Annotated in this window: 20 protein-coding genes, 1 tRNA gene and 1 riboswitch; of the genes, 11 read left to right on the plus strand and 10 right to left on the minus strand. The window is 68.7% G+C overall.

Features of this window, described 5'->3' with window-relative positions:
• The first annotated feature begins 82 nt into the window (after positions 1-82).
• Complete coding sequence (locus tag LCL87_RS04230) at positions 83-508, plus strand: HIT family protein (RefSeq protein ID WP_225017011.1); 426 nt, start codon at positions 83-85, stop codon at positions 506-508.
• Positions 509-512: 4 nt separating this feature from the next.
• Here LCL87_RS04230 and LCL87_RS04235 read toward each other — a convergent pair whose 3' ends face one another.
• Both LCL87_RS04235 and LCL87_RS04240 read right to left on the minus strand, forming a co-directional pair.
• Positions 513-1,907, minus strand: a complete 1,395-nt coding sequence (locus LCL87_RS04235) for a sensor histidine kinase (RefSeq protein ID WP_225017013.1) — start codon at positions 1,905-1,907, stop codon at positions 513-515.
• Between the two features lie 8 nt (positions 1,908-1,915).
• Positions 1,916-2,614 (minus strand): response regulator transcription factor, encoded by a 699-nt coding sequence (locus LCL87_RS04240; protein ID WP_225017015.1) that lies wholly within the window; start codon positions 2,612-2,614, stop codon positions 1,916-1,918.
• A gap of 126 nt (positions 2,615-2,740) precedes the next feature.
• Positions 2,741-2,801: riboswitch (guanidine-III (ykkC-III) riboswitch) on the plus strand.
• Positions 2,802-2,817: 16 nt separating this feature from the next.
• Here LCL87_RS04240 and LCL87_RS04245 point away from each other — a divergent pair.
• The 3 genes from LCL87_RS04245 to LCL87_RS04255 are packed head-to-tail and all read left to right on the plus strand — an operon-like array spanning position 2,818 to position 4,770.
• Entirely contained in the window at positions 2,818-3,132 is a 315-nt protein-coding gene (locus LCL87_RS04245) for a DMT family transporter (RefSeq protein ID WP_225017017.1), read from the plus strand.
• 24 nt (positions 3,133-3,156) lie between these two features.
• A complete protein-coding gene (locus LCL87_RS04250) occupies positions 3,157-3,873 on the plus strand; it encodes a DUF732 domain-containing protein (protein ID WP_225017019.1) in 717 nt (238 codons plus the stop codon).
• A gap of 60 nt (positions 3,874-3,933) precedes the next feature.
• Positions 3,934-4,770, plus strand: a complete 837-nt coding sequence (locus tag LCL87_RS04255) for an ABC transporter (protein ID WP_225017021.1) — start codon at positions 3,934-3,936, stop codon at positions 4,768-4,770.
• Here the strand turns inward: LCL87_RS04255 and LCL87_RS04260 are convergent.
• Positions 4,750-5,463: a dienelactone hydrolase family protein gene (locus LCL87_RS04260; RefSeq protein WP_225017023.1), complete on the minus strand. Its 714-nt coding sequence runs from the start codon at positions 5,461-5,463 to the stop codon at positions 4,750-4,752. The two genes, LCL87_RS04255 and LCL87_RS04260, sit on opposite strands and share 21 nt — an antisense overlap.
• A gap of 238 nt (positions 5,464-5,701) precedes the next feature.
• Here LCL87_RS04260 and LCL87_RS25730 point away from each other — a divergent pair, with 238 nt between their 5' ends.
• Positions 5,702-5,833, plus strand: coding sequence for a hypothetical protein (locus tag LCL87_RS25730; protein ID WP_510850690.1), 132 nt, complete (start codon positions 5,702-5,704; stop codon positions 5,831-5,833).
• A gap of 14 nt (positions 5,834-5,847) precedes the next feature.
• Here LCL87_RS25730 and LCL87_RS04265 read toward each other — a convergent pair whose 3' ends face one another.
• Positions 5,848-6,450, minus strand: coding sequence for an XRE family transcriptional regulator (locus tag LCL87_RS04265; RefSeq protein WP_225017024.1), 603 nt, complete (start codon positions 6,448-6,450; stop codon positions 5,848-5,850).
• Between the two features lie 91 nt (positions 6,451-6,541).
• Between LCL87_RS04265 and LCL87_RS04270 the strand changes: the two genes are divergently transcribed.
• The 3 genes from LCL87_RS04270 to LCL87_RS04280 all read left to right on the plus strand — a co-directional run bounded on the left by LCL87_RS04270 (position 6,542) and on the right by LCL87_RS04280 (position 8,559).
• Positions 6,542-7,519 carry an NAD(P)/FAD-dependent oxidoreductase gene (locus LCL87_RS04270; protein WP_225017026.1) on the plus strand — a complete coding sequence of 326 codons (978 nt, stop codon included), beginning with the start codon at positions 6,542-6,544 and terminating at the stop codon, positions 7,517-7,519.
• Positions 7,516-8,154 carry a class I SAM-dependent methyltransferase gene (locus LCL87_RS04275; RefSeq protein ID WP_225017028.1) on the plus strand — a complete coding sequence of 213 codons (639 nt, stop codon included), beginning with the start codon at positions 7,516-7,518 and terminating at the stop codon, positions 8,152-8,154. Before LCL87_RS04270 ends, LCL87_RS04275 begins: the two co-directional genes overlap by 4 nt.
• A 219-nt stretch (positions 8,155-8,373) precedes the next feature.
• On the plus strand, positions 8,374-8,559 hold the full coding sequence (locus tag LCL87_RS04280) for an enoyl-CoA hydratase (RefSeq protein ID WP_225017030.1): 186 nt from the start codon (positions 8,374-8,376) through the stop codon (positions 8,557-8,559).
• 27 nt (positions 8,560-8,586) lie between these two features.
• On the opposite strand, the gene LCL87_RS25735 is transcribed toward LCL87_RS04280, so the two are convergent.
• The 3 genes from LCL87_RS25735 to LCL87_RS04295 all read right to left on the minus strand — a co-directional run bounded on the left by LCL87_RS25735 (position 8,587) and on the right by LCL87_RS04295 (position 11,554).
• Complete coding sequence (locus tag LCL87_RS25735; protein ID WP_225017032.1) at positions 8,587-9,111, minus strand: nitroreductase/quinone reductase family protein; 525 nt, start codon at positions 9,109-9,111, stop codon at positions 8,587-8,589.
• Positions 9,080-9,871 (minus strand): IclR family transcriptional regulator domain-containing protein, encoded by a 792-nt coding sequence (locus LCL87_RS04290; RefSeq protein WP_225017034.1) that lies wholly within the window; start codon positions 9,869-9,871, stop codon positions 9,080-9,082. The genes LCL87_RS25735 and LCL87_RS04290 overlap by 32 nt, the downstream gene beginning before the upstream one ends.
• Positions 9,872-10,108: 237 nt before the next feature.
• Positions 10,109-11,554 carry an MmgE/PrpD family protein gene (locus LCL87_RS04295; RefSeq protein ID WP_225017122.1) on the minus strand — a complete coding sequence of 482 codons (1,446 nt, stop codon included), beginning with the start codon at positions 11,552-11,554 and terminating at the stop codon, positions 10,109-10,111.
• A 314-nt stretch (positions 11,555-11,868) separates the two neighbouring features.
• Here LCL87_RS04295 and LCL87_RS04300 point away from each other — a divergent pair, with 314 nt between their 5' ends.
• Positions 11,869-12,054 (plus strand): enoyl-CoA hydratase, encoded by a 186-nt coding sequence (locus LCL87_RS04300; protein ID WP_225017036.1) that lies wholly within the window; start codon positions 11,869-11,871, stop codon positions 12,052-12,054.
• A 66-nt stretch (positions 12,055-12,120) separates the two neighbouring features.
• Here LCL87_RS04300 and LCL87_RS04305 read toward each other — a convergent pair.
• A tRNA-Thr gene (locus tag LCL87_RS04305) sits at positions 12,121-12,195 on the minus strand.
• 83 nt (positions 12,196-12,278) lie between these two features.
• Here LCL87_RS04305 and LCL87_RS04310 point away from each other — a divergent pair.
• Both LCL87_RS04310 and LCL87_RS04315 read left to right on the plus strand, forming a co-directional pair.
• A complete protein-coding gene (locus LCL87_RS04310) occupies positions 12,279-12,659 on the plus strand; it encodes a nuclear transport factor 2 family protein (protein ID WP_225017038.1) in 381 nt (126 codons plus the stop codon).
• Position 12,660: 1 nt separating this feature from the next.
• Positions 12,661-14,115 carry a threonine/serine exporter family protein gene (locus tag LCL87_RS04315; protein ID WP_225017040.1) on the plus strand — a complete coding sequence of 485 codons (1,455 nt, stop codon included), beginning with the start codon at positions 12,661-12,663 and terminating at the stop codon, positions 14,113-14,115.
• Between the two features lie 14 nt (positions 14,116-14,129).
• Here the strand turns inward: LCL87_RS04315 and LCL87_RS04320 are convergent, their stop codons facing one another.
• The gene (locus LCL87_RS04320) at positions 14,130-14,363 is read right to left on the minus strand and encodes an MbtH family protein (protein ID WP_005515491.1); all 234 of its coding nucleotides are present in this window, start codon (positions 14,361-14,363) and stop codon (positions 14,130-14,132) included.
• The gene (locus LCL87_RS04325; RefSeq protein WP_225017041.1) at positions 14,360-15,715 is read right to left on the minus strand and encodes a SidA/IucD/PvdA family monooxygenase; all 1,356 of its coding nucleotides are present in this window, start codon (positions 15,713-15,715) and stop codon (positions 14,360-14,362) included. The genes LCL87_RS04320 and LCL87_RS04325 overlap by 4 nt, the downstream gene beginning before the upstream one ends.
• Positions 15,716-15,812 lie beyond the last annotated feature (97 nt).

A 15,812-nucleotide genomic window follows, 5' to 3' on the forward strand; every position in this document is an offset into this window, starting at 1 on the left:
GGTCACGACGCGTGTCGCGCGATCACCCACGTGCACCGCGGCCGGAGTACCGACGACCGCCGCCGCCACCTATCCTCGCGGTATGCCTTCTGTGTTCAGCGCCATCATCGCCGGAGACCTGCCGGGCCGTTTCGTGTGGGAAGACGAGGACGTCGTCGCGTTCCTCACGATTGCCCCAGTTACCCAGGGCCACACCCTGATCGTGCCTCGCAAGGAGGTGGATCAGTGGCAGGACGTCGACGACGAACTGTTCGCCAAGTGCACCGCGGTCTCTCGCACGATCGCCCGTGCCGTCCGTCAGGCATTCGACGCGCCCCGCGCCGGCTTCCTGATCGCGGGGCTCGAGGTGCCGCACCTGCACATGCACGTCTTCCCGGCCTACAGCATGGGCAACTTCGACATCAGCGGCGCCGACCCCAACCCGTCGCCCGAATCGATGGACGAGGCCGCCACCAAGATCAAGACGGCGCTGCGCGAACTGGGCCACGGCGAGAACGTTCCCGCCTGACCCGTCACTCCCTCGGCAGGCGCACCCGGAAGGTCGCCCCCTTCCCGGGTGCGCTGTCGACGCCGACGGTCCCGCCGTGTGCGGCGACGATCGCCGCGACGATCGACAGTCCGAGACCGCTGCCGCCGCTCGTCCGCGTGCGCGACGCGTCGGCGCGGTAGAACCGTTCGAACACCCGCGCCGCGTCGTCGTCCGCGAGGCCCGGACCGGTGTCGGCCACCTCGACGACGGCGTCCGCGCCGTCGGTACCGACGCGCACCGTGACGTCGGCCGTCGCCGGCGTGTGATCGAGTGCATTCCCGATCAGGTTGCCGACCACCTGCCGCAGCCGGGCGTCGTCGCCCAACACCTCGGCGGGCGCGGAATCCGGCAAGACCTCCAATGTGATTCGTCGCTGCGAGGCGCGTGCCCGCGCGTCGTGCACGGCGTCCGCCGCGACCGCCAGCAGGTCCACGGGGGTTCGCTCGAACGGCCGCTGCGCGTCCATCCGCGCCAGCAGCAGCAGGTCCTCGACGAGCAGTCCCATCCGCTGCGCCTGGCCCTCGATCCTGCTCAGCACCATATCGGGGTCCGGCGCCGCGCCCTGCCGATACAGTTCCGCGAATCCGCGGATGGTCGCGAGCGGGGTCCGCAGTTCATGACTGGCGTCGGCCACGAAGCGGCGCATGCGTTCCTCCGATCGGCGGGCCGACTCCTCCGACGCCGCGGTCGCGGCGAACGCGGTCTGGATCTGCGCGAGCATCCCGTTGAGCGCCGTGGACAGGCGTCCCACCTCGGTGCGCTGGTCCCACTCCGGCACCCGGCGATGCAGATCCCCGGCGGCGATGGCGGCGGCGATCTCCTCCACCTCCCGCAGCGGACGCAGGCTGCGCCGCACCACGAGGTAGGTGGCGAAGCCGAGCGCGACGAGCACCACGGCACCGATGGCGATCTGCAGCACCACCAACCGCTCGACGGTCGCATCGATGTCGGCGAGCTTCACGGCGACGGTCGTCGTCCCGGCCGGGGTCGCCACCGTCAGCTCACGCCACCGGATGTCCTCGCCGCCCACCGAGCCCACCGTGACGGGACCCGGATCGTCGCTGATTTCCGGTGTGGCGTTGGTGCTCTCGTCGCGGACCTCCAGACGGACGGTGCCGTCGGGTTCCGTCGACCGCACATAGAACGCACTCGGCGGCCGGCCCGGCCCGGGCGCGGACACCGGCGGCGACAGCCACGGATCACGGGGCTTCGCCCAGCCGTGCGCGGCGTCGCGCAGTTGACGATCGGTGCGGTCGATCAGCGAGGACTCCATCGCGGACGTCACCGCGACGCCCGACGCCAGCAGTCCGGCCGCCGCCAACAGCAGCAGCGCCACGACCAGGGTGACCCGCAGCGGCAGTGCGCGCAGACGCCTCATCGGTCCGCCTACCGCGGTTCGCGCATCACGTAGCCGACACCGCGCAGCGTGTGGATCAGCCGCGGTTCGGTGGTGTCGATCTTGCGGCGCAGGTAGGAGACGTACGACTCGACGACACCGACCTCGCCGCCGAAGTCGTAGTTCCAGACGTGGTCGAGAATCCGCGGCTTGCTCAGCACGGTGCCGGCATTGACCATGAAGTACCGGAGCAGCGTGAACTCGGTGGGCGACAACGAGACCTGCTCGCCGGCCTTCCACACCTCACGGGTGTCGTCGTCGAGTTCCAGATCCGCGAACGTGACACGGGAGGACTGCTTGTCGTCGGAGTGACCGGCACGGCGCAGGATCACGCGCAGTCGGGCCACCACTTCCTCGAGACTGAACGGCTTGGTGACGTAGTCGTCGGCGCCGATGGTCAGCCCGGTCACCTTGTCCTCCAGCGCATCCCGGGCGGTGAGGAAGAGCACCGGCGCATCGACGCCGTCGGCGCGCAGCCGGCGCAGCATCCCGAAACCGTCCATGCCCGGCATCATCACGTCGAGGATCAGTGCGTCGGGCCGGAAGGCACGCGCCCGGTCGAGGCCCTCCGCGCCGTTCGTCGCGGTCTCCACCTCGAACCCCTGGAAGCGGAGACTCACGGACAGCAACTCGACGAGCGACGGCTCGTCGTCGACGATCAGCACCCGGACCTGCGGCAATTCACTCACTCCCCCAGAATCCCCGATCCACCTGGTCCTTGGCTGGACGTTCCCTGGGAGATTCCTGTGAATGCCACTCGGGATGGTGAGACCGGCCACCACGGGCGGAAACGGTGCACCAATTCGGTACCCTGGTACCAGTCACACGACATCCGGACGAGCACACCGTACCCGGCCAGCGACAAGACGGTGTTTGGAGAGTTGGAACCGTCATGGCCTGGATCGTGCTCGTAATCTCCGGTGTTCTCGAAGCCGTGTGGGCGACCGCCCTCGGCAAGTCCGAAGGCTTCACCCGCCTCACCCCGACGCTCGTCTTCGCCGGCGGTCTGGTGCTCAGCATGGCCGGACTGGCGTACGCGATGCGCACCCTGCCCATCGGTACCTCCTACGCGATCTGGGTGGGCATCGGCGCCGCGCTCACCGTCGGGTACGCGATGGCCACGGGGTCCGAGAGCGCCTCGCTCGTGAAGATCCTGCTCATCCTCGGGATCGTCGGCTGCGTGGTCGGGCTGAAGGTTCTGCACTGACGCCCGCCGTGTGATGCTGTGCCGATGGGGCGGCGGAATCTGGCAGTGACGGTGTCGACGATCATCGCGGCGACGGCTCTGGCTGCGTGCGCCACGACGACCGACCGCTATCCCGACGCCGATACCGCCGGCACCCGGACGACTCCGCCGCCGACCGACGTCGCCTACTTCGCCGGGTATCCGTCCGATGTCGACCTCGACCCGGACGCCACCTGCATCGACGCCGGGCTCCCGAACATCACGGTGGACGACGCCGTTGCCGCGACCGCGATCCTGTTCGGCGACCGACGCCGGCAGTACCCCGAGCAGTCGTCGCCGACGCCCGAGCAGCTCGAGCAGCAGAAGCGGGAGAGTTGGAACAGCCAACTCGCAGAGGCGGTTCCACCCGGCGGCGACGGCGCCTACGCACGCCAGGTGTGCGGACTCGCGAACCTGAACGGCTCGCTGTACTCGGGTACGCCCCTGCGCCGGATTCGCGGATACGTCGCCGAACAGGGTCGGCAGACGTGTTCGCAGATCGCCTCGATGGGGACCGCCGAGGTGTGGCAGGAGGTGCGCACCCTGGCAGGGAATGCGGCGGATGCCGCGGCGGGCGAGTACCGGGTCCGCGCCGCGATCGAACACGTCTGCCCGCAACTGGCCGACCTGACGGTGCCGGCGGACTCCCTGAGGCCGTGCGCGGACGTCACGCCGGATCCGTCCGCCCGCCCCGGCGAGGGCATCTTCTGCCGCGTCAACTGACCCGCGCGTCGACGAACCGAACGCCCCGATTGACTGTGTGGCGCAGGTTACAGTTATCGGATGAACCTGGTGTCAGCGATCATGTTCCCGGTCCGGGCGGGCCTCGCCGTCACGGACGCGGCGCTCGAGGTGGCCGAGACGGCACTGGCCACCACGCGGCTGGCACTGTCGAGCACCACGGTCACCAGTGTCAGCGCCGCCACCCTCGCCAATCCGCGCGGGCCGCTGCAACTGGTTCAGCAACTGGCCGCCCTCGCGTCCGACGACCGGCCGCTGGGTCAGGCGCTGCGCCCCGGCGGACCTCTCGATCGGCTGCTCGCACCCGGTGGCGTCGTCGACCGTCTCACCTCCGACGGCGGCACGCTCGAGCGTCTGTTCGAACCCGGCGGCGCGATCGAACGAGTCCTCGCCCCCGGCGGCCCACTCGAGCGGGTACTGGCCGAGGACGGGCCGGTGGATCGGATCCTGTCGCAGGACGGCCCCCTCGAACGCCTGCTCGCGCCGGGTGGCCTGCTCGATCGCCTCACCGCCGAGGACGGGCCGCTCGAGCGGCTCACCGCCGAGGACGGAGCCGTCGAACGTTTGACGAAGAAGGACGGCATCGTCGACAAGGCCCTGGCCGAGAACGGCATCCTCGACACGCTGCTCGCCGAGGACGGCGCGTTCGAACGACTGATCGCGGAGGGCGGTCCGCTCGACCAGATCGTCGCGCTGTCGGAGACGCTCACCGCGCTGGCCCCGAACCTGCAGCGGATGAGCGCGAGCATCGACCTGCTGCAGGAGACCGTCGGCGTGCTCAGTGCGGCCGTCGGCCCGCTCGGCGATCTCGCCGGACGCCTGCCCGGCCGCTGGCTCAAGGGCGGGCGCGGGCCCGATCTATCCCTCGGTCCCGCCTGACAGGCGCTCGTCGAAGAACGCGAACACCCGACGCCACGCGTCCTGCGACGCGTCGTGGTCGTAGCCCATGCCGACGATCCGCGCCAGCGCGTTGGCTCGACCCGAGACGATCCGGTTCGCGAAGCTGTGCCCCACGCCAGGGTAGGTCTGCACGTCGTGCGGGGCGCCCAGTCGGGTCAGGGTGGCGTCGAGTCTGCGGCCGGCACCCCACAGGATCGGATCGCGTGCCCCGTAGCTCCCGACGATCGGACACGCCCCGCCGAGCGCGTCCTCGATGTCCCGCGGCAGCGGACCGTAGAACGGCGCGGCCGCGTCGAACCCCTCGGGCGCCAGCACGAGCGCGAACCCGCCACCCATGCAGAAGCCGATCACGCCGACCGAGCCGGTGCAGTCGGGGCGGGCCGTCAGCAGGTCGCGGGCCGCGAGCAGGTCGTCGACGGCACGACCTCGACGCCGGATCAGGTCCCGGAACGTCCCGACCACACAACGGGTGCGCCCTCCGCGCGTGTACAGGTCCGGGGTGAGCGTGAGATACCCGTGCGCGGCGACGCGGGCGGTGATGTCGCGGATGTCCCGCCCGACGCCGAGCGCGTCGTGCACCACCACGACGCCGGGCCACGGGCCTGCGTCGGGAGGTGTCTCGAGAACCGCGTCGATCGATCCGTCGGGCGTCGGAACCTTCACCGTCGACATGGTCGAAGACTAGGGGCCTTCGTCCCGCGTTCGGCCCCGATTCGTAACGATTCGACCGTCTTTCGGGCCCGTTCATTCCGGTTGGGTAACCACTTCCGGGGAGCCCGCCCGGGCCGGGTTTTCGTCGCTAGCCTGGCCTTGGCGCCGATGGTCCACGACGGACACGGCGTCGCCGGTTACTCCAGTGCCGCAGGCGCTGGACGGCCCGAAGTACCTGAAAGGGCACGGAAGCAGTCGTATGAACACCATCTCCAACTCTCGTCAGACCACCGCGAGCGGAATCCGCACCGGATCGATCAGCACCGAAGAGATCAAGTCACGCATCGCGGCCATGTTCGGAGACGCCCCCGCCGCCCACCAGGACAAGTGAGGCCGGCCCCGGTTTCACTCCCCCGTCTCGTCGCGCGCCGGCCGCGCGCGGATGTGCGCGCGTTCGCCCTGGCGGCCGAACAACCCCAGGAACTCGACGGGCTCCTCGCCCGCCGACCCGAACCAGTGCGGCACGCGGGTGTCGAACTCCGCCGCCTCCCCCGGCAGCATCACGATGTCGCGTTCGCCGAGGACCAGTCGAAGCCTGCCGTTGAGGACGTAGAGCCACTCGTACCCGTCGTGCACCCGTAGGTCCGGGACCTGCGGGCCGCGTGCCCCCGGGATCACGTGCTTGTACGCCTGAATGCCTCCGGGCCTGCGGGTGAGCGGCACGATCGTCTTGCCGCCCCGGGTGATCGGTTTCAGGTGGATCCGCGGATCGCCGGTCTCCGGCGCCCCCACCAGCTCGTCGAGCGGCACGCCGTACGCCCTGGCCAGCGGCAACAGCAACTCCAGGTTCGGCTTCCGCTGGCCCGCTTCCAGCCGCGACAGCGTGCTCACCGAGATCCCGGTATCGGCCGCGAGGTCGGACAGCGTCGTGCCCCGTTGCTGGCGCAGGGCCCGCAGTCGCGGCCCCACCGCGTCGAGGATCCGGTCCATGTCGTCGGCGTCGTCCATGACACCAGCTTGCCACTTCGGCAACAAAGGTTGCGCGTTTCGGGGTGCCGTCGGCATCGTGGTGGCCGGACGAACGACGGGGAGGAAGAACATGACAGAGCAACTTTCGAACGGATACGACGTCGTCGTGATCGGCGGCGGTGCCGCGGGCCTCGAGGGCGCACTGATGCTGGCACGCTCGCGACGATCCGTGCTGGTGATCGACGCCGGCGAACCGCGCAACGCCCCGGCCGAGGGCGTGCACGGGTTCCTGTCCCGGGACGGCATCGCGCCCGCGGAGCTCACGCGGATCGGCGCCGACGAGGTCCGCCGCTACGGCGGCGAGATCGTCGACGGCAGGGTCTCCGACGTCCGACGCAGTAGCGACGGCTTCTCCGTCCTCCTCGCCGACGGCCGCAGCGTCGACGCCCGGCGGGTACTGGTGACCACCGGGTTGGTCGACGAACTGCCGGACGTCCCCGGCGTGCGCGAGCGGTGGGGACGCGACGTCCTGCACTGCCCGTACTGCCACGGCTGGGAGATCAACGACGCACCGGTCGGTGTCCTCGGGACGGGCCCGATGAGCGTGCACCAGGCGCTCATGTTCCGGCAGTGGACCGACGACGTCACGCTGTTTCTGCACACCGCCCCGGAGCCGACCGACGAGGAGCGCGAACAGCTTTCGGCCCGCGGCGTCCGCGTCGTCACCGGCCGGGTGGCGTCACTGGCGATCGACGACGACCGCCTCACCGGGGTGCGCCTCGACGACGGCACGGTCGTGGCCCGCCGGGCGCTGGTGGTGGCGCCGCGATTCGTGGCGCGCGTCGACGCGCTCACCTCGCTGGGCCTCGAGACCGAACTCGAACCGATGAGCGGCGGCCGGTTCGTACCGGCCGACTGGTCGGGGCTGACGAAGGTCCCGGGTGTGTGGGTGGCGGGCAACGTCACCGACGTCAAGGCGCAGGTTCTCGCGGCCGCCGCGAGCGCCGCGACCGCCGCCGTCGCCATCAACAACGACCTGATCGCCGAAGACACCGAACGCGCCGTGGCGGAACGCCGGGCGCAGAACCAGAAGGGAGCCCAGAAATGACCGACCTGCCAGAGGTGCTGGACAAGGAGTTCTGGGACGAGCGCTACCGCTCGAGCCATCGGCTGTGGAGCGGCAACCCCAACGCCAACCTGGTGAACGAGGCGTCGGAGCTGGCGCCCGGCACCGCGCTCGACGTGGGCTGCGGCGAGGGCGCCGACGCCATCTGGCTGGCCCGACGCGGCTGGACGGTGCACGCCATGGACCTGTCGAGCGTCGCGGTCGAGCGGGCCGCCGAGCACGCGGCCGAGGCCGGCGACGGCATCGCCGACCGGGTGACCTGGGAGGCGGCCGACCTGCTCGAGTGGGATCCGGGCACCACCCGGTACGACCTGGTGACCTCGCAGTACGTGCACCTGCCGTCGGGTGAGCGGGAGGTCCTCTACACCCGCCTCGCCGAGCTGGTCGCGCCCGGCGGCACGCTGCTGATCGTCGGACACCACCCGTCGGACCTGGACGCCGGCGTCCCGCGCCCGCCCCGACCGGAGCTGTTCTTCACCCCCGACGAGGTTGTGGCGCTGCTCGATCCGCAGAAGTGGACGGTCGACACGGCCGCGTCGGTGTCGCGCACCGTCACCCACGACGACCACGAGATGACCATCCACGACAGCGTGGTCCGCGCCCGCCTGACCGCCTGACGCGGTTACCCGGCCGACGCGTCGTCGAGCACCACGATCCGAGCCCCACCGCGCAGCAGCGCGGTGGGGCTCGCTGACCTGCGCGCGGGGCCGTGGAACAGGTAGTCGCCCGGGCCGAACACAGGTAGCCGAACAGGTAGTTCTGACGTGGCCCCCGCACCCCTCGGAGGGGGAACCTGGAGTTGTCACACCGACACGACCTTCCGAGGAGAACGGCTCATGATGCGTCGAGGACGCAAGACACTGATTTCGCTCGACAGCGGAAACTGGTGCTTCGGCCGCATCGTCGGAAAGCGCCGCTGCGAATCCGGTGTGCGGGTCCAACTCCTGAACCACGACGCCGGTGAGAAGTACCCGACGTTCACCGTCGCCGAGCAGACCGTGGGCGACGGCTTCGCCCTCTGAATCCGGCGCTGCCCGGCGGCGTGATCGTCACACCCGCTTGGGGCTGAGGATCACGAACGGAATCTGCCGACCGTGGGTGGTGGCCCGCTTCTGGTAGTGCGCCACGTTGGGCTTCTTCTCGACGATGAACGGAAACAGGTCGGCCCACTCCTCCTCGGACGCGACGCGCCCGGTCACCGCGATCCGCCGACGCTTGACGCGCAGTTCGATGTCCGGATGCTTCCGCACGTTGAAGACCCAACCCGGGTCGACCGGCCCGCCGGCGTTCGACCCGATGACGATGTAATCGTTCCCCCGGCGGAGGTACGGCAGCGCGACCGGCCGCGGCTGACCGGTCTTGGCTCCGGTGGTGGCCATGTACAGCGTCGGCGTGTACTTGTTGCCGCCAGCGAGGGCGTACTGCAGTGAGACGATCGACAACCCGGTCCACTTGACGAGCCAGCGGTCGAATGCCATGCCGCGCTTGCCCTTCAGCACGATGAGCCAGGTCCGCCCGTACGACGCGTACTTGACGTGCCCGTCACGAACGCGGTCCCACCGGAGAGAGCGCACGCGCGACCGACGACACGGCCTCGACCACATCGGAGGACGCGCGCTCGATCACCGCGGCCGAGACATGCCCCCGCAGGGACACACTGGCCACCAGCCCGGACTCCTCGCCGCGGAATCGCACCGCCATGCTCACCACGCTGTCCCTGGATCCACTTCCGACATCGATGGCCAGTCCGCGACGTGCCCGGATCCTGAACATGTCCCGCTGCAGGCGGGGAAGGCTGATCCCCGCGGACGCGCGGGTCGGATACAGCGACGCGAGCCTGTCGGGTGCGAGCATCGCGAGCATCGCCCGCCCCTCGGCGGTCCAGTGCGCCGGCACCCGGCCACCCACGCAGGTCGGGATCGTCGACGCACACCGCCCTCCGACCTTGTCGAGGTAGACCAGATCGGTGCCGTCGAGAACCGACAGGTGCGCGACCAACCTGGTCCGCAGGTACAACTCGTGCAGCAATGGCGCCGTGACCGCGCGCAGTTCGTCGCGGCCGTTGTCGCCGCCGAGGGCGAGCACACGCCAACCCAACCGGTAGCGCGCGTCCTCTCGCTCGAGCCAATTCAGTTGCGCGAGTTGATCGAGAATCCGATACGTCGTCGATCGCGGTAGATCCGTCAACGAGACCACGTCGTCTCCGGTCAGCAGCACCGACGGGCCGTCGAAGACCGCCATAATGAGCGTGATCCTCGCCGCCATCGACGGCGACTCCCCGGCAGCTGTCGTACCCCGGTTCGCGCCGGCACCGTTCAGCCTCGCTCCCGTCATGCATGCCCCTCCGAAGACTCTGGTGATACCGATCACTTCCCGCACAGGATGGTCGGCCCGCCGCCGGCCCGACTACGCCCTTCTCGCACAACGGGAAATGGCCAGAAGTTTCGTAATCGTCTGCACTGCAAGGGATCCAACGCACGACGTGGGCCCTCCCGCCCGAATCAGCGGAAGGGTCCACGCTCTCGAATCAACCCTCGGATGGGCCCTCAGCCCGTCACGACATACCCGTGGTCACCCGACCTCCAGCAGCGGAGCCAGGTCGGTTGCGACGTTCCCGAGCGAGTCGAGCTTGCGCACCGCCTCGGCGAGCTGCTCGATCCGCTCCACCGGCATGTAGTCGCCGCAGAAGTCGATTGCCTTGTCCAGCAGGCTGTCCCACGTCGCCTTGGTGTGCTCCGTCCACGGGTCACCCCGCGCATACTCGACGTCGGTGACGTACACCTGGCCGCGCGCGGTGATCGTCAGCGAACCTCGGGTGCGGCGGGGGCGGCCGATGTCCGACTCCGTCACGATGCTCTGCCACTCCCGATCGACTTCGGGATCGGGACTGGTCGTCACGCGCGATGCGATCGCCCACACGGCGGGGTCCTGCGTGTATTGCGGCTCGTACCACCGCGCCCCGGGGCGCACGCCGAGGGCCGTCAGCGCCAGCTGGTACGGAATGTTGAGGCAGCCGTTGAGCGGAGCGAGATGGTCCGGCTCGATGCTCTTCGCGGAATCGTTGAACACCCGCTGGCTGTAGGGAGCCGGGGGCAGTCGAACGTCGATGTGCTCGATGTCGTCTGCGGTCAGCCCCTCATCACGCATGAGGTCGGCGAGCGTGTCGATCGGCGCGCTGGTGTAGCGGCACGACGGGTAGTACTTGACCGCACTGTCCATGATCCACCAGTGCTCACCGATACCCTCGAGGATGAAGTCGCGCTTGACCGAGAGGAAACCCTGGGCCTCGAAGAACCCGGGCTGCACATCCATGAGGTCGACCTCGCCGCGATAGCCCGCCTCGGCGAGCAGCAGCGCCGTCATGCCGGACTGCACGATGTGCATGTTGGGGCACACCTTGTACGAGGCCAGGTCCATGCGCTCGGACATCTTCGGGTTACGGGCCGTGGGCGCGGTTCCTGCGGCGATGGCAAGCGCGTGCACCATCTTGTCCCGGCTCAGCCCGGAGACGAGCCCGGCCGAGACGACGGCACCGAGCGACGCGTAGCCGCTGCCCATCAGCTGCGACCACCGGAAGTTGCCGTCGACGTACTCCATGAACGAGCAGCCCAGGTTGAGTCGAGCGTTCACGTCGTAGCCGAGGATGGACGCGCGCAGCAGATCTGCGCCGCCGGCGCCGATCCGTTCGGCCTCCGCAAGGGCGGGCGCGACGACCATCGTCGCGAAGTGGGCCGAGTTGAAGAAGGTGTCGTCGACATCGAGGGCGTACATGATCTCGGAGTTGAAGGCGGCGGCGGTCGCTGCGGGGGCCTTCACCTTCGAGCCCAGAACCGTCGCCTCGGCCGGCCCACCGAGTCGCTCGACGACCTCGTGGGCCATCTTCGTCCGCTCCAGATGTGCGGCGCCGATGCCGGCCACCAACGTGTCGAAGATGATCAGCTTCGCGTACTCGACCACATCGCCAGGAATGTCCTCGAGCCGGAATCCCTGGGCGAAATCGGCGAGCTGTTCCGTCATCAACTTCACGTGCACTCCCTTCGAAGGTTGAATCGATGTTCCGACTCCGTCCGGACGCTTGCGCCGTTGACGGACCGAACAGTCGGTTGTTGTCGTGTCACTTCTACCGGCGCGTTCGTCCGATCGGCCCTGATTCTCAGTGAGCGAGAAAACCGCGGGACAGCTCCAGTTCAGAGCGCTTTCCGCGGGGATTCGAGGGTGCCCGGGGGTATCGAACACAGGTAGTCGAACGGGTAGTTCTCACGTGGCACTCACACCCCCCGGAGAGAGAACCTGGAGTTGTCACACCGGCACGACTTCCAAGGAGATCGACCATGATGCGTCGCGGACGCAAGACGCTCATCTCGCTCGACAGCGGAAACTGGTGCTTCGGCCGCATCGTCGGAAAGCGCCGCTGCGAATCCGGTGTGCGGGTCCAGCTCCTGAAGCACGACGCCGACGAGAAGATCCCGACGTTCACCGTGGCGGCCGCGGGCAGCGGAAACGGGTTCGCGCTCTGAGCGCGAGTACGAGAATTGCGCACAAACGAAAATCCCCTCACCGGTGAACGGCGAGGGGATTTGTCGTGGAGCCCCCTGTCGGGATTGAACCGACGACCTTTCGCTTACAAGGCGAGTGCTCTACCACTGAGCTAAGGAGGCAGTGGAGCGCGCCCATCATATCCATAGCCCACAGTGGTGCGCGTAACCGTGCCACGGCCGCCCGCTTTCGTTAGCGTTGTCTCATGCGTATCTCGGAGATCGCCACGATCCTGGCGTGGCACGACGCCCTCAACTCGTCCGATATCGACACGCTGCTGGCGGTCTCCAGCGACGACATCGAACTGGCCGGTTCGGAGGGGGCCGCGCAGGGGCTCACCGCTCTACGCGAGTGGGCCACGACGGCCGCCCCTACACTGGTTCCCGGCCGGATGTTCATGCACGACGGCGTCGTCGTCGTCGAGGAACAGGCCACCTGGTCGTCCGAACCGGACGTGACCAAAACCGTCGCCACCGCCTTCCGCGTGGTTCACGACCAGGTGACTGCCGTCTTCCGGCACGACACTCTCGAAGAGGCACTGGAGGCCACCGATCTCAGCGAGAAGGATCTCGTCACCGACGTCTGACATGCGCAGGTTCGCGGCATCGCTCGGCAGTCTCGTCAAGGACCGCCGGGCGACGGTCGACGCGGTCACCGCCGCGCCGACCCCGCTGCAGCCGATCGATCTCACCGACGACGCGCGGGTCGCCGAAGTTCTGGACCTCGCGGTCCGCGTCGGCGAGGTGTTGCTGGCGTCGGGCACGTCGGCGATCGACACCGCGACGCAGGTGAAGTTCATTGCCGCGACATACGGCCTGGCGCAGTGCGACGTGGACGTCACGTACAACTCGATCGTCGTGTCGGCGCATCGCGGGCCGTTGATTCCCCCGGCGAGCACGATGCGGATCGTGCACTACCGGTCGATGGACTTCACCCGCCTCGCGGCCGCGGACCGCCTCACCCGTCGCATCCGGCTCGAGGCGATCACGCCGGCGCAGGCGCACGCCGCACTCGACGCCATCGTCTCCGCCCCGCACCCCTACAACCGGTGGGTCGCGACGCTCGGCTGGGCCGGACTGGCCGCGGCGGTCGCGGTGCTGCTGGGCGGCGGCCCGCTGATCGTCGTCGTCTCGTTCCTCACCACCGTCGTGATCGACCGCGTCAACCGGGTACTCAACCGCTTCGGGCTGCCGTACTTCTTCCAGCAGATGATGGGCGGCCTGATCGCGGCCGCGCCGGCGACGGCGCTCTACATGTTCCAGGAACAGTTGGGCGTCGTGATCAGGCCGTCGCAGATCATCGCGGCGGGCGTCGTCGTGCTGCTGTCCGGGCTGTCACTGGTCGGTTCCGTGCAGGACGCGATCACCGGTGCCCCGATCACCGCGGCCGCCAGATTCTTCGAGGTCGTGATGATGACCGGCGGCATCATCGCCGGCGTCGCGCTGTCGCTGCGGGTCGCGTCGGCGCTGGGAGCAAACCTCCCGGTGATCAGCAACGACGCGCAACCCGACCTCACCCAGCTCCCGGTGAAGGTGATCGCCGGAGCGCTGGCCTCGATGTTCTACGCACTCGCCTGCTACGCCGAGCGGCGGGCGCTCACCGCGGCCGGTCTGGGCGGCGCCGCAGGTCTGCTGTTCTTCGTGCTGGCGCAGAGCCTGGGCATCGGGCCGGTGATCTCGTCGGCGATCGCCGCGACCGTGATCGGTTTCGCGGGTGGTCTGATGGCGCGCCGGGCGCTGACGCCGCCGCTCGTCGTGGCCGTCGCGGGCATCACACCGCTGCTGCCGGGCCTGTCCCTGTACCGCGGCCTGTACGCGATGTTGAACAACGAGGTGATCATCGGGCTGACGGCGCTGTTGGGCGCATTCGGCATCGGCTGCGCGCTGGCTGCCGGCGTCACCCTCGGTGAATGGGGTGCGCGGACGCTGCGTCGCCCGCCGCGGATGCGCCGAAACACGACGCTGCGCCGCCCGAGGTTCGGGCGGCGCAGCGTGGTGATGAGCAATTCTGCGGCCGACTCCGTCACTCCGAAAGTGGGTTAGTCGGCCGGGAAAGCTTATTCTGCGGCGTTCTTCTGGTCCTGCTCCATGGCCTCACGCAGGCTCTTCGGCCGCATGTCGGTCCAATTCTTCTCGACGTATTCCACGCATGCCTGGCGCGAATCCTCACCGAAAACGATCCTCCAGCCCTGCGGGACCTCGGAGAACGTAGGCCACAGGGAGTGCTGGTCCTCATCGTTGACCAGCACGTAGAAGCGGCCGTCTTCGTCGTCGAACGGATTGGTGCTCATCTAACCTCGCTTGTCGCGTACGGGTTGTCTGCAGTCAGCCTAGCAAGGCGACCGCTGATATCTCGGTGAGCGAGAATCGAATCGAGAATCTCTCCCGCGCGCACCGCGACATTGGACAGCAGTGATGCCGTCAGTCCGTGAGTCTTCTCCGTACCACCCTGCAGGTAGATGCCCCCGCGGACGCCCGGACCGGCCTCGAGTCGATAGTCGCGGCCCACACCGCGATCGTTACCGATGTCGGGCAGCGAGTCGCCGAAGAGGGAACCCAGCGGAGTCGGGACGAATCCGGTGGCCAGCACCAGCGCGTCGCACATCAGCGTGTCGGTGAGCCCGTCGAGCGTGCTGTACACCGACACCTCGATGCCCTCGTCGGCCTCCCGCACGCCGCTGACCTCGGACGCACGACGCATGAACAGGCGTCGCTCGCCGCGCACCCGCTCCTGGTACTCGGTGGCGTACAGCTCGTTGATCAGTTCGATGTCGACGCAGGAGTAGTTGGTGCTGCGATGCAGTTCGAGCAGCCGGGCCCGCTCCTCCGCGGGCGCGGCGTGCAGTTCGTCCACTGTGCCCGGATCGAAGATGCGGTTGGCATACGGGCTGTCGTCGGCCGGGCTGAACCCGAACCGTGAGAAGACGCTGTGCACCTCGGCCTGGGGGTACTTGGCGTGCAGGTACTGCACCACCTCGGCAGCGCTCTGGCCCGCGCCGACCACCGCGAACCGCTGGTGCACCGGCTCCGGCATCTCGGCGATGCGGAACAGGAACTGATGGTTGTGGAAGCACCGCGACGACGGAGTCGCCCACTCGGGCAGGCGTTCCCGCAGCCCGGCACCGACCACGACATTCCGGGCGCGCACGGTGCGGCCGTCCGCGAGCACGACCTCGAACCGCTCGACGACACCCTCGTCGTCGATGCCCTCGACCGCGGCGACAGTGGTGCCGTAGTCGACGTCGGCGTCGACCTTCGCGGCCGCCCACTGCAGGTAGTCCTGGAACTCCACCCGGGTGGGAAAGAAGGTCTGGTGGTTGACGAAGTCGACCAGGCGGCCGCGCTCGTGCAGGTAAGAGAAGAAGGTGTAGCCGCTGCGCGGGTTGCGGAAGGTGACCAGGTCCTTGGGGAACGCGATCTGCATGGTCGCACCGTCGAGCACCATGCCCTGGTGCCAGCCGAATGCCTGCTGCTTCTCGAAGAACCGGGCCCGGATCCGGTCGGCCGGCGCGCAGTCTGCGTTGTGCTCCTCGATCGCGATCGCGAGCGCGAGGTTCGACGGTCCGAACCCGATCCCGATCAGGTCGAGCGTCTCCTCCGACCCGAGCGAGTTCTCGCTCGCCGTCCGCTGACTTTCAGTCATCGCTCATGTCCGTCCTCGTGGCACCGACCCCGAACGGGTCCCGCAATGTTTCGTTGCCGAAGATAGCAAAGGCTAACCTTCTTCGGGACTCTACCAA

This window comes from Prescottella equi, assembly GCF_020171745.1.
Taxonomy (GTDB): Bacteria; Actinomycetota; Actinomycetes; order Mycobacteriales; family Mycobacteriaceae; genus Prescottella; species Prescottella equi_A.